General features: G+C 40.3%; 11 protein-coding genes and 3 pseudogenes. 7 read left to right on the forward strand and 7 right to left on the reverse strand.

Annotation, left to right across the window (positions count from 1 at the left end; genetic code table 11):
* The 4 genes and pseudogenes from GRP75_RS29695 to GRP75_RS11970 form a co-directional block, all read left to right on the forward strand.
* Positions 1-1268, forward strand: a pseudogene (locus GRP75_RS29695) (hypothetical protein); the annotation flags it as partial.
* A gap of 18 nt (positions 1269-1286) precedes the next feature.
* On the forward strand, positions 1287-1700 hold the full coding sequence (locus tag GRP75_RS11960; RefSeq protein ID WP_028542227.1) for a hypothetical protein: 414 nt from the start codon (positions 1287-1289) through the stop codon (positions 1698-1700).
* Between the two features lie 578 nt (positions 1701-2278).
* Complete coding sequence (locus GRP75_RS11965) at positions 2279-3073, forward strand: hypothetical protein (RefSeq protein WP_160789408.1); 795 nt, start codon at positions 2279-2281, stop codon at positions 3071-3073.
* Between the two features lie 256 nt (positions 3074-3329).
* Entirely contained in the window at positions 3330-3683 is a 354-nt protein-coding gene (locus tag GRP75_RS11970) for a putative zinc-binding protein (protein WP_160789409.1), read from the forward strand.
* Between the two features lie 325 nt (positions 3684-4008).
* Here the strand turns inward: GRP75_RS11970 and GRP75_RS29700 are convergent, their stop codons facing one another.
* Entirely contained in the window at positions 4009-4239 is a 231-nt protein-coding gene (locus GRP75_RS29700) for a restriction endonuclease (RefSeq protein WP_081047526.1), read from the reverse strand.
* Between the two features lie 72 nt (positions 4240-4311).
* Between GRP75_RS29700 and GRP75_RS11980 the strand changes: the two genes are divergently transcribed.
* Positions 4312-5739 (forward strand): pyridoxal phosphate-dependent decarboxylase family protein, encoded by a 1428-nt coding sequence (locus GRP75_RS11980; protein ID WP_237448997.1) that lies wholly within the window; start codon positions 4312-4314, stop codon positions 5737-5739.
* A 197-nt stretch (positions 5740-5936) separates the two neighbouring features.
* On the opposite strand, the gene GRP75_RS11985 is transcribed toward GRP75_RS11980, so the two are convergent.
* The 4 genes and pseudogenes from GRP75_RS11985 to GRP75_RS12000 form a co-directional block, all read right to left on the reverse strand.
* The gene (locus GRP75_RS11985; RefSeq protein WP_160789410.1) at positions 5937-6506 is read right to left on the reverse strand and encodes an SF0329 family protein; all 570 of its coding nucleotides are present in this window, start codon (positions 6504-6506) and stop codon (positions 5937-5939) included.
* Positions 6507-6569: 63 nt separating this feature from the next.
* Entirely contained in the window at positions 6570-7562 is a 993-nt protein-coding gene (locus GRP75_RS11990; RefSeq protein WP_160789411.1) for a tRNA dihydrouridine synthase, read from the reverse strand.
* Positions 7563-7922: 360 nt separating this feature from the next.
* A pseudogene (locus GRP75_RS11995) lies at positions 7923-8216 on the reverse strand (N-6 DNA methylase); the annotation flags it as partial.
* Positions 8217-8469: 253 nt separating this feature from the next.
* A complete protein-coding gene (locus tag GRP75_RS12000; RefSeq protein ID WP_160789412.1) occupies positions 8470-10710 on the reverse strand; it encodes a carbohydrate binding domain-containing protein in 2241 nt (746 codons plus the stop codon).
* Positions 10711-10910: 200 nt separating this feature from the next.
* Here GRP75_RS12000 and GRP75_RS12005 point away from each other — a divergent pair.
* A pseudogene (locus GRP75_RS12005) lies at positions 10911-11162 on the forward strand (phenolic acid decarboxylase); the annotation flags it as partial.
* 171 nt (positions 11163-11333) lie between these two features.
* Here GRP75_RS12005 and GRP75_RS29215 read toward each other — a convergent pair.
* On the reverse strand, positions 11334-11492 hold the full coding sequence (locus tag GRP75_RS29215) for a hypothetical protein (protein ID WP_193373338.1): 159 nt from the start codon (positions 11490-11492) through the stop codon (positions 11334-11336).
* Positions 11493-11596: 104 nt separating this feature from the next.
* A complete protein-coding gene (locus GRP75_RS12010; protein ID WP_160789413.1) occupies positions 11597-12148 on the reverse strand; it encodes a GNAT family N-acetyltransferase in 552 nt (183 codons plus the stop codon).
* A 441-nt stretch (positions 12149-12589) separates the two neighbouring features.
* Between GRP75_RS12010 and GRP75_RS12015 the strand changes: the two genes are divergently transcribed.
* A partial coding sequence (locus GRP75_RS12015; RefSeq protein WP_272917198.1) for a contractile injection system protein, VgrG/Pvc8 family occupies positions 12590-13646 on the forward strand: 1057 nt, incomplete at its 3' end.

Consider the following 13646-nt stretch of genomic DNA (forward strand, 5'->3'; position numbering starts at 1 on the left):
GCAAAGGAACTCCTACGATTGGAGGCGGTAAGGGGAACGGTATTCATCCGTTAAAACACTTGGCTGGTCTAGCACTCCAAGGATTGATTAACCAGTATGAACATGATCAAGCGAGACAAGCCTACTATAGCAAGTGGATTCTTGGAAAAGTGTTTACGAGTGCGCGTCATATAGCGCATTCCGGTGGCCCACTGGAACTGGTTCAAAACCTGCTGAAAGAGTCTAATGCCATGGTTCATGCGTATCAGCAGATTCCTGTAGATCTTAGACAACGCTGGAGAGCCAATTATGACCGCTACATGGCTCAACAAGCAAAGCCAAAGCAAGAAGAGGAATCTCAGTCGTGGTGGGATCTTATGGCGGCAGGCCAGCTCCAAAATGCGGAAAACGAAGCCATTATGGCGAAGCAGATGGCGAACGAGTTGGAGTATACTGTAGATGTGAGTGGAGAAGTTGTATTAGGAGCAGCAGCCGCAGTTGTAGAAGATTACTCGTTTGGAATAATGAATAAGGAATACTCCTCAAATCATCCGATGGCGCGTAAAACAGGTGAAGTGATCGGACATTCCTTGACAACTGTAGCCGGAGCCGTAGAAATGACGGGTGCAGTGGTAGAAGGATTCTTTGGTGGTTTGGTAACGAGCACAGGAGTAGCAGCACCTGTAGGCGTGGGTGTTATAGTACAATCTGCCCTTTTGGGAGCACATGGGGCAGGGGTAACGTATACCGGAGCATCCAATAGTGTGCAAAGTGCTAAGGATCTGTATCGAATGTCTAAAAGCGAGGGTCCAAATAGTTCACCACCCTCTAAACCTGCTGGCGCAAAGTCAGGCAAGAGCGAAGGAACACCTACCTCGCAGAAACCAAGCAAACTAAACGAGAAGCTTCCTGAAACTAAAGAGACGAAACAAGTTTCCAATAATTTCAAATGGGGAAATCCTAAAAGTACACCAACGTATGGGCATACTTTTTCTGAGCATGGTGCAAAGAAAAAACCCAATCAGCTTATTGATAGAGCAAGAGGAAAGGGGCACCAAATCAGCCAATGGATTGACGAGAATAGTGCAGCGGACTTTCTTGCAGAGGTAGCAAAAAAGGGGCCCGGTGTTCATGAAGTTCCACTACCATCCACTATTAAATCAAGAGGATACTTGCCAGATGGTACTGAAATAAAACCTGATATGGCTAGAGTTATAGTAAAAGAGGATGGTGGAATTAGATCTGCTTTTCCATATAGCAGCGCTCATCCTTCAGGAATAGGAAAATAATAAAAAGGAGAAATAACCATGGAGAATATATACCCAGAGTATGTTACTAAAAGTGCAATTGAAGGTCTTGTAAAGAAAATCAAATTACCTGCTCCTGATGAGTTTTCACAAGATTGGGAGTATGAAGTGTCGGATTCTTCAAGAATAACCGAATTTTTATACGCCTATGAAAATATCGAATTAAACAAAGAAGAAAAATTTGCTTTAATGATTATTATTATTTCATCATTCAATGATGCCATAGTAGAAGGAAAGGTTGAGGAGAATTGGGCTAGTTTTATCAGATATCATCTTCTTCAAGATATTAGTATTCATAAGAATACTATTTATTATTGGTCGATGTTGGATGAGGATGATCTGGAAAATTGTCATGCTGTAACATCTTTCATGAGAGAGATTGTAAATGTCGCCAAATTAGATGATCAAGACTAAAGTTCTAGCGGAATTAATTTAATGGGTTTCATCAGTTAGTACAATACAACAAACCAAACACAAAACAACTTGATAATACGCTTGATAAACTTTCAAGGCTTATTCCAACTTGATCTAATGAGTAGGAGTAAGCTTTTTGCATGTCAAAATCAGTAACTACATAACATAGCAAGTTACTTCCTACACAAAATAATAACTTGCCATCCCTCCCCATCAGAGTTAACATACACACACTCAAATAACAGGAGGGAAATATGCTATGTCCATTTGGCCAGATTGGTTTCAGGAAGCGTTACACCAACGATTTTATCAATTAGAAATTGCAAGTGAGTAATGGGCTTCATATTCAATAGAGGACAAAAATCTATTCACTCAAATTGAGCAATTAAAACCAACCAAAACGTGTATATCCAACGTCTATTAACTGAATGGGAAGAAGGCTATAGGCTAACAGTTAACCCAACACAAACAGTCTATAGTTTCTTTATTCCATAAATTCATTTAACAGTGATATATTAATATAGAATGATTTTATCTATAGTCATTCCACTCTTCAAAAACGTGAGAGGAAGAAATATGTGATTGAAAAAATTATACACCTAATAACAAACGCTACTTTAGATAAAGATGATCGTGTTATAGTAGCTGCTCTAAAGTTATTAAAAAATGATTGCAACCTAGAAGAATTAGAGGGTGACTACTTTGCTCAACTTGTTAGTATGATTCCTCTGGTTAAAGAAAGGAGTACAAAGGCACTTTTAATCGAAACAATTGTGGAATCTCCAGAATTCGTTTCCGACGATACGATACTGGACGAATATGTGAAACTTATATCCGAAGGTGCGACTAACGTTCAGGAAGCTACAAGATGTTTAGGTGCATTTACCGCTTCCGGCTCTACAAACAATCAAATATTCATACAATTGGCCTATAAATTAAATCATAAATTTGCCGTTGAAATACTAGTTTCAATGGGACGTTCTAATTGGGGAGAAATCCCTCATTACCTAGAATCATTCGCTCAAGAGGTTCAAAAAACACAAAGGATAAGATATCGTTCAGGAATAATTGCGGCCTTTTTATTAATTGTTCATCCTCTGTGCTCAGAATACGCCCATGTCAGTTCGTTATCTTTTGGATATCCATTTACTGAAGCGGCTACGAGTGATTGGGCGTGGGTAACTCCAAAAAATACAGAAAATATAGTACAAAAGAAAATAGTAACCTCAAGAGAAGCTGACATATTGGTGAAATTAGGGGGCTTATTACGAAATAATAATATAGACTTGAATTCAAACGAAATTGCAAAGCTCTACACCGAGTTTTTTGAAGATAAGAACCCATTTGATGTTATTTACACTTTGCCAAAGTAGATAAAAAATTGGTAAAAAATCAAAAGCTTATTCCAACTTCAATCTATGAGTAGGGATAAGCTTTTTTTCTAAAGATCTGGCTGATTTATATACACACAGTTAGCCCTATAATAGATTTTGCAAAATGTTGTCGTGATCACGATCACGGTTTAGACTGTAAATTTAAGTTAAAATACAAACAATTTTAAATTTTATTTCATCTAAAACCAAAGATACTGTGATGGATCACAAAGAAAAAACAAGGAAGTGTACAAAGATGAAAAGAACTGATTTACCTCTTGTCTATTCATGTTCTGGATGTTCCTCCGCAGCACAAACCGCTAACATGATCGCTATACGAATGGATCGAGAAAAAGTCGCTGAAATGTCCTGCATAGCTGGTGTTGGTGGTGATGTCAAACCCCTTGTCAGAACAGCAAAATCGGGACGTGACATCATTGCAATTGACGGCTGTCCCTTGTCCTGTTGCAAGAGTTGCTTAGCAAGGCATGAAGTTCAACCCAAACACTATTTCCTGCTGTCTGACTTTGACGTACCCAAGATAATAGGAGAAGATCCTAACCCCGATCATTATAGGAATGCTTACACACAAATCTTAGAACAAATTTGACAATAATTCTTAGTCAAAATTAAGGTGTGTATCGAAAGATGGCTCACCCATTTTTTTATTCCTTTGAGGTGTTGGTACAATATACAGTAAAAGTATAGTTGGCTCTTATTAACAATATAAGTAAATTAGTTTTTACTGGTGGCTCCTATCGCATCTTTAAGGGCCACCAGTATTTTTTTACTCCCAGTTTAATCCAGAGTCATTTTTTAAATTTTTAAGTAGCTCATGCAACATCTGGCAAAGCGTTTTTCGAACACTTTTCTTACAAGTACTAAACATTTATTCTCTTTTTTTAATTATTTTCAGATAACTAAGGTTCCCCCTCCTATATTACAAGCTCCCCCGCTCCTTGCTGCCTTGTAAAATTACTCGTCGTTACCATCCAAGCAACACAGCAACTATGTACCTGCTTACCAGCCTTGAGTTGGAGTACTATATCATTCTCAACATCACGTTTCCAGCATTTGCACTGAACGGCGATTTTATAGCTCTCTTTGCCTTTGAGAATTACTTTGCGTAATAGCGAAGAGCCTAAAAATAAACGTAATGATGAAATCGGTGAATATCACAATATGACAACAGATGTTATATTATACTTGATTGAAGTTAAGCAAAGGAGATGCTTATAATGAATCAAGAACCAAGTCAGCAATTAGGTGAGATTATTGAGCAGTTCATACATTCATTTATAGCAGAAAATAACAATATTCGATCCCGAAAAGTAATCAACACTGCAGATGGGGATACAATAGCTCATTTAAGGGGAATTGGTTTTCCGAAAAAAGGAAGACCGATACAAGAGGTCGTCGATGAAATGAGGAAAAACGTCTATCCTCACCAAACCTTCATGCAACACCCTCGCTTTTTCGCATTGGTTCCTGGTCCAATGTCTCTTTACTCGTGGTTAGGAGATATCATGACCAGCGCTTATAATACCCATGCCGGAAGCTGGATGCTGAGTTCAAGCGCAAGCCTTTTAGAGGGGGAAGTGATCCGGTGGATGTGTGACCAAGCAGGATATCCCAATACTGCTGGAGGCTTATTTCTGTCGGGCGGATCGCTGTCGAATTTGACCGCTTTAGCGGCTGCACGCAATGCAAGGTTATCCGAGCAGGAATATGCCATTGGTACTGCTTATGTTTCAGATCAAACTCATTCATCGGTCGCCAAAGGGTTACGCATCCTCGGATTCCGTGGTGATCAAATCAGAAAGATTCCAAGTGATAAAAATTTTCGTATGGATGTTTCAGCCTTAGAAAAAAAAGTAATGGATGATCAGGCGGCTGGCATGAAGCCTTTTGCGATCATTGCCACGGCAGGCACAACCAATACAGGAAGCATTGACCCGTTAAACGAAATTGCTGACCTATGTGAAAAACATAACATTTGGTTACACGTGGATGGAGCTTACGGTGCATCGATTTTGGCTTCTTCGAAATATAAACCCCTTTTGAGCGGGATATCGCGTTCAGATAGTGTCACCTGGGATGCACACAAATGGCTAATGCAGACCTATTCCTGTAGTGTGGTTTTAGCCAAAGAAAAGCAGCACCTCGAAAATTGCTTCAGCACACATCCAGAGTATTTGAAAGATGCCGAGACTGATGAAGAACATATGAATTATTGGGATCTGGGCCCTGAATTAACGCGACCTTCTCGAAGTTTGAAACTATGGGTGACACTACAAGCTTTAGGAACTAATGCTGTCAGTGAAGCCATAGAGCATGGAGTTCAACTCGCAGAATGGGCTGAAGATGAAATCAAAAAACATAATCATTGGGAAATTGTATCCCCCGCTAAGTTAGCGATTGTTAATTTTCGATATGCGCCAACTGGATTATCTGAGCAAGAATTAGATTCACTCAATAAAAGGATCTCCCAAGAAATGATGACAAACGGATACGCCTCTGTGCTTACGACACAACTCAATGGAAAAACTGTTCTCCGAATCTGTGCAATTCACCCAGACACTACGGAACATGAGATAAGGAATACAATTCAGCTTTTATCGAATATAGCACGCTCATTGAATGAGAGAAAAGCCTTTTTACGATGAAAAATTATGAAAAGAATTGCTACGTTTTCTGTAAATAAGTGAAAATGATCAGCATCACACAAATAAGAGGGGCACGCCGCCCCTCTTAACTTTTTTCCTTTACATCTTCCAAACTATTTGCCATTGTGCAATACAGTAACAATGAACAGCACTCAATCCTAAAACGACGTGCCCCCATCAATGGAAGTTATTTATTTTCATAACGTACTACGCCGTAGTTCATAAAAATACTGCACAATCGGATGCTTTAACTTCATCTTCTCGGTCATGTTTAATATTCGCTTTTTTCCTACTCGTCTGTCCACCAAAGCTAGAATATTCAATAAGATATCATTACTCTCTAAGCTGTCCTCTATAGAAGTAGTTAAAAACTTATTAGCTACAACATTAAAATTAGACTTGCTTAATGAGGCCTGTGCTGACAAAAGCTCCTTTGCATGTTCTGATATTTTTCTACCTCTTGCAATTACTTGTAGACGCTCCTCCGGAACATTCCCATTAGTATCTTTTCTAACCGCTTCAATTTCTTCATTGCTGAGAGGAACTTGGATATCTGGATCATTCTTGATTTCCAACTCCGTCTGATACCATTTGATTGGACTAGTGATATCATTCATATTGAGTATGTTCTTCTTATCTACAGTTATATAACAAACTCCAGACTTATCAGGAAAATAACGGTAACTGGTAGCTCGGTATTCGACCCTTCCGTCTAACGCAGGACAGCGGAAGCTCTCCAGTTGTTGCTTCAATTTACTCCAGGACATATACCCTCCTATGTTTTCAATGCCTACTAGCAGCCCGTGAAAACTCCTTTTCTTCCTTCTAACTCAATTGCAAAACTCATAATCTACCTCATCATGATCCTTGCTTCCAAACTCATCAAGCAATGTACGCACTTCACTTGTTGATTTGCCGTTCATTAAGCTGTTTCTGAGTTCACTTGCCCCTCGGCATCCACGGACATATATTTTGAAGAAGCGGGCGAGAGGGCTGAACGAACGTGGCTCCTGCGCTGAATAATGATCATGGAGATCTAGATGAAGCCGCAGCAGTTCAAGCAATTCCTCACTGCTGTGTTCCTTCGGCTCCTTCTCAAACGCAAATGGATTCTGGAAAATACCACGCCCAATCATAATGCCATCCACTCCATATTGCTCAGCGAGATTCAAGCCGGTCTGACGGTCCGGAATATCTCCGTTAATGGTCAGCAGTGTATCTGGTGCCACCTCATCACGAAGTTTCTTAATCTCCGGAATCAGTTCCCAGTGAGCGTCTATTTTGCTCATTTCCTCTCTTGTCCGCAGATGAATAGAGAGATTAGCAATGTCTTGTTTCAACATATGGGTTAACCAGTCGCGCCATTCATCTACGGTAGTGAAACCGAGCCTTGTTTTTACACTGACGGGCAGTCCCCCGGCTTTCGCGGCTTGGATAATATCCGCTGCGATTTCTGGACGGCAGATTAAGCCGCTTCCCTTCCCATTCTCGGCTACATTCGCTACAGGACAACCCATATTAATATCGATGCCTTTGAAGCCTTCTTTCGCCATACCGATGCTCATTTCACGGAAATATTCCGGCTTATCTCCCCAGATATGGGCCACCATGGGCTGTTCATCCTCTGTAAAAGTCAAACGCCCGCGTACACTTTTGTTCCCCTCCGGGTGACAATAACTCTCTGTATTCGCAAACTCCGTAAAAAACACATCTGGTCTGGCTGCTTCACTTACGACATGGCGAAACACAACATCCGTCACATCTTCCATCGGTGCCAGTATAAAAAAAGGTCGTGGCAAATCACGCCAAAAATTATTCGTCATATCAAAAACTCCTCTATAAATACCAGGACAAATCTTTGGTCCCAAAATGGTAAAGCTAACCTGTTCATGTCCTTGCTTCTTCTTCACATATAACATGTTTAAGCAACGTAGTTCAAACGGCAGTATATGTTAAGCATAGACATCTAAATGAGTATATCATACCCAATAGAAGAGCATACTCCCCAAAAGACTCGCAAAAAAAGGAAGAGCGCCGCCCCTCCTAGCCATCTTCTATAACGTACTTCGCCGCAGTTCATAGAAATACTGCACGGCATAACTTCTCCCAGCTTACGCCGTTCCCAAGCGAATGGCTTAAAAAAAGAGCCGAGGAATAATATCCTTGACCCTTTTCGTCAATTTCTACACATGAATACCCAAAATTTTCAGCTGTTCATTGATCTTAGCTTCAAGTTCCGCGATTTCTTGTTTATCTTGCTCTAATAGCTTATTTACTTCATCAAGGTCAATAACTTGTTCTTCTTCAAACGTATCCACATAGCGAGGAATATTTAAGTTAAACTCATTTGCTTTGATTTCTTCAAGTGATGCCACGTGAGCATATTTATCAACATCTACACGATTTCGGTACGTTTCGATAATCTTATTGATGTTTTTATCAGTAAGTTTGTTTTGATTTTTACCTTTTTCAAACGCCAGTACACCTCAACTATTAGTCTTTTCTGACCAATAGTGAACAGCACTCCACATGCCTTGAGTGTACAAAAATGATGACCCTAAGGCTTGATCGCCCCTTGGCGGAAAATCTATCATTTTTAGATCAGAGTCTTTATGTCTTTCTTTTTTTATTTTCTACTGAAAGTGTCCCTCCTGATCCATCTGCCCCAAGGCAGTCTTGTTTTTTCTGACTTTCTGACAATCCTGTCAAACATAAAACCAGTAAAATAATTTATTGCTCAACTACCCCAAAATCATCCACATAAACATATGCTGTACCAGGATTCTTGTAAGCATACACTGTTGCCCTGGTAGCGCCTGCTCCGGTTGTAAAAGGAATGTTTACCATTGTCCAGGATGTACTGTCAGATGTTGCGGATGCATCCGTTCCTTCAAAGCCATTAACGCCAATCTGAATCCGCTCTCCTATGTCTGCCTTAACCCAGGCGGTACACATATAGCTGGTATTAGGACTTAGCCCCGTAAGTACCTGCTCGATACCATCTTCTCCAGGTCCCAATCTAACACTCTTAGAGCCGCTTCTTGGTACCGATACACTTGCAGCAATATCTGAATATGTTGCTGCCCATGGTGAGATTATCCCTTTCTCGAAATCAGATTGCCTTACGTTATTAACATAAAGTAAGCTGACACTCTCAAAAACCGGGTCCGGAGGTGAAGAAAAATCATGCCCGGCAGTCCAGTCAGTTCCACCGAACTCATATGCTCCAATATCCGATGCCGCACCAACATAATCATTCGTGATTCCAGATATTACAACCCCTGCATTAATAGCTGGAGAAGTAGACTGCAACCTGAAATCATATGCTGTGGGATTCACAAATAACGGATTGGTTTCTGAGGCAATATTATTTCCCTCTATATGAGTACCAGGCAGTGTAAAGGCTGTAGTAAAGATATTGTTGAAAATTCTGTCGCTGTACATATCTGACTGAAAATTACTTCCCCAATATCCTACATTTCCGTTACTGTAGGTGGTATTGTTATAAATCAGGTTAAAATTACTGGGTGTATTCAATCTTATCCCTGTATAGTTTCCCCATACAACATTATGATGCACAATATAGCCCTTGCTACCGTTATCCAGATAGATACCAGTGCCGGAATAATCCTTTGCCAGATTATCATGGATGTAATTATGATGAATTACCGTCCCTTGCCCATCCCAGGCAAATTCATAGAGTATTCCGCAGTCTTTTGTCAGCTTTCCTGCATTGTACAGATTATTATATTGTATCTGGCTGTTTTGGGTAGGCATAAATATCAGATGACGCCCAGCGTTATATACCGTATTATGACTGATTAGATGGTTTGCCCCCAATAGATAGATTGCCGGAATATCCGCTGCCGAATAATTTGCTTCATGAATAAGATTATTAATTACCTTATTTCCTGTTCCCTCTATACTCACCAGATTACCGGAACTGTAGGTCAAAGTACTGTCTCTAAGCTCATTATTGGTACCGGACATAAATATCCCTGTACTGTATTGTCTGGTAACATCCGAATCATGACTGACATATTCCGCAATCATATTAGAAACTTTACAGTAATTAGAATTAGACATTTTAATGCTGGAGGCAAAGATATTAATTCCGGTAATATTTATGTAAGAGCGGGAACTTAAATCAAATGCATAAGTCCGCTTCTTTGCTTCTACTGTCAAAGTATTCGGATCAACTCCACCAGGTGCCCATAAATAAAGTCTGCCAGTAATGCTGTCATAATACCATTCTCCCGCACTGTCAAGATCTTCAAGATTACCAGTAATATAATAGCTGTTACCGCCTGTCGCTGCAGTATCTATTTGATCAAAGGTAATGGAGCCGTCACTTGAGCTGGTAATGGTACTTTTATAAGATTTGTAGCCTGTTCCCGGAACACTCCAAACCGTTTTGCCAACCCAGTATCCAGATGGCTGAGTTAAGTCCCCATCCTTGATGGTTGTAGTGGAACCGGAATCAACTGTTGCATATGTTAAATTTAAGGGATCAAGTGTTGGTGAATTGGGCCATCTGGCTTCAAATTGCATTTGCTTATTAACAAATATCTGATTTTTTGTTCCAAGGGAACCCTTCATTTCCGCATAATAGATGGATCCGGAGTAATTTTTCCAGCCAGTAACCGGATCGGCACCGGATACCGTTACGTTCTCTCCTGTATAAGCCTCAAAGTTTATGGGTTTTGCAGAAGTTCCGGAAGTATGAAGTGTTACTGTTTCCCGGTATGTACCACCTCGTATGATGCAGGTATCTCCGGCTTTCATGGTATCTGCTGCCTTTTGTATGGTTTTCCATGGATTTGATAGTGTACCGGTTCCAGTGATGTCATTCCCCGTTGTAGAAACATAATATACGGAATTTGCCTTTACAGTTTCCACACCCAGATTAAAAGTAAATACATAAATAATCATAATTACAACTAAAAATCTAAAGCCTGTTCTCTTATTCATAGCTTACCTCCTGGAATGAATTCTATTTTTAGATACGGCTTCTACGCCTGGGCTTAAGTTCACTGCTAGGTATGTTCTAATATAGAAATTTGTGTATATATAAGCCCTTAATTATTTAATCGACTTATACCGACTTAAAGTTTATGATTCTTTCGGCGAAGCTTCTCCTATACTAAACCCATCCAGCCATTTCATTGACCATGCATGGTATTATTTTCTTTCCGAAATGGGTGCATGAGCATCCAGAGATTAAAGTACGCTATCAAAATGATTTCATCCCTCTGATGGAAGAATCGCGTGAAAAGTATGAGACTTATCCGAAGCATGTAGTTCCTGAATTCGCATATATTACTTTCATTGAAAATGCAGGTGTGAACAACGAGAAGTTGATTGCCCAGGCACCTTACGCGGGCATGACAGATGATATTCGTGCGGGTAAGTTGCAAGCATAGTCAATCAAGACGAATTGAACTGAAAAGCCTGAGCCTGTGTCTCATAACGTAAGACAAATTAAAACACCTACCAACCTGGTCATACCCTGTCTACTTGACAGGGGTATGACCAGGTTGGTAGGTGCCCAGCATCTTTTTTAATGTTCTCTATAACCATCTAATCTCCATTGGCTATTCTTCTTTCTCTTTTTCATCATGCAGCATCATCTCTAATACAACATATACAAACTGTGCTCCGTCCTTCATGCCCTGCCAGTACAAAGCTTCATTCTCCAATGCTTGCTTGTAATGATGCTTATCCTCCCATTCCGAGAATTCAGGTCTGTTCACAATATCCATCTCAGAAAGTCTAGCTTTACTACGGCCTCAACGTGTGTCGAGAGGATGGAACGGATTTACTTGAAATTAACTCGTTCCATTTTAAAAATAATAGTTCAATTTCCTTCTATTTCTTTTTCAGCTAAGCTAGCATACTCTCTCTTTAGCAAAGAATAATGGTATTGATCGCATATCGAACCATCACTAAACCAATAATGCTCTCGATAAGTTCCCTCCAGCTTAAAATGGAATTTTTCTAATAATTTTACAGAAGCTTGATTACATGCTGCAACCGTTGCATAAATTTTGTTCAACTCCAAATCCTTACGTTCAAAAATGGTATCTATAAATAGCTCTAGCAATACATTCGCATATCCTTGTTTTCTATGTTTTAGAGGCAAGTAGTATCCGATCTCGGCACTTTTATTTCGAGAATTATAGTCAAAAAGCTGTATCTTACCTATCCGTTTATTAGTGTTAGTTCTATCAACTAAGATATATATTAATAGCCCATTTTCGAGTCTTTTCAATACATTCTCTTTATAATTGTTATATGGAGGTAGTTCGTTTATGGGTCTACAAGTATGCTGCTCTTTTTCGGTTTCAGTATGACTCCACTCATATAAGTCTGGTAAGTAATCTTCAATATTCCCACTATTTAAAAGCACAAGTCCCCTTATCTTCTATCACTCCATTATTTTTAAATTTAGATCATTTAGTTAGGTAGGGTATCATTTGGTTTTAAGTATCTGTTTTGGCAGCATGAAAAAGCATCGAAATAGCAAACCATGTGGCGTATTACCATATTCCTATATTAAATCATGTTACACTTCCCTCTCATCCTCCTACTTCCAAAAATAAACATAGTAAATCCCCCAACCAATGGGTCATTCTGTAAACTAAATCTTTCTTTTAACCGATAAATACATATGCTGGGTTGTTTATTAAATATCACCTCTCGTCCCTTTATAGCGTACAAACCTTGTAATACATATCTATTTTGACTCACTGTTGTACTCATCTGCTGCTTCTCTAATCAGAAGTGAATGCAAGATGACGTGCTTTACTTGGAAATACCATCGCATATAGAAAGGAGTCATGAAACTCACTTGAGCGTATTATCAGATGGGATCGGATATGAAAGCCTACGCTTTTATGGTCCCTTTCAGCCACTACACATCGAACAACTTCAAATAACACGCACCATTAATGATCATGCCTTTTTACATATCAGTGGCATGCTCTCCGAAGAACAGGGAGCAGCTTGTATCGGTCAAAATATGGAGCAAGAGCCGATTATGATTCGTCAGTTGGATGAGCGAGGACAATCGCTGAGAAGGCTGTTCCATGGGATTGTTACGCATATGTCCGTACACTGTGTGCGAGGCGTATATACATTTGAACTGGAGGCCGCTTCCCATTCGTACCAGATGGATATTAAGAGTAAAAGACGCTCCTATCAAGATATTCACCGCACTTACGATGATCTGGTCACGACGATGATGCGGAAGTATCAGTACGGAGATGCCATCGATACTGTAAGCAACTATGCCAAACTGGAGACATTTGTTTTACAATATGAGGAGACCGATTGGGCATTTTTAAAGCGCCTCGCTTCTCGCTTTGGTTCCGTACTTGTGCCAGAGGTGACCGCAGCCTCGCCTAAGGTTTTCTTTGGGATGCCAGAAGGCAAGCAGCATAAGGTGGAACGGGATGTATTTTATCGGGTACGGAAAACGTTTCATGAACTGGATGCCGAGAAGCCGGGAGAACGTGCTGGCTCGTATGTCACCTATATGATTGAAAGTCTGCAATACTATGCGCTGGGCGACCTTATCACGTTACCCATTGGACAAGGCAAAGAGTTGGTCGTCGTTCGGGCAGTGACACGGTTAGAGAATGGCTTACTACGTACCGGTTATGATCTTCAGGCTGAACAGGATATTCGCTACGTCCGGTATGAGAACGATCAGGCCACCGGAATTTCGTTGACAGGAACGGTGCTGAAGGTACAACAGGATTTTGTACAGCTTCAACTGGACATCGACCCGAAACAAGATCCTACCAAAGCCTGCTGGTTTCCTGTGGCCACCCGTTATGTTGCGGAAGAACATAGTGGCTGGTACGATATGCCTGAAATCGGGGAACAAGTGGAGTTGTATCTGC

The organism is Paenibacillus sp. OT2-17, assembly GCF_009827695.1.
GTDB classification, from domain to species: domain Bacteria; phylum Bacillota; class Bacilli; order Paenibacillales; family Paenibacillaceae; genus Paenibacillus; species Paenibacillus polymyxa_B.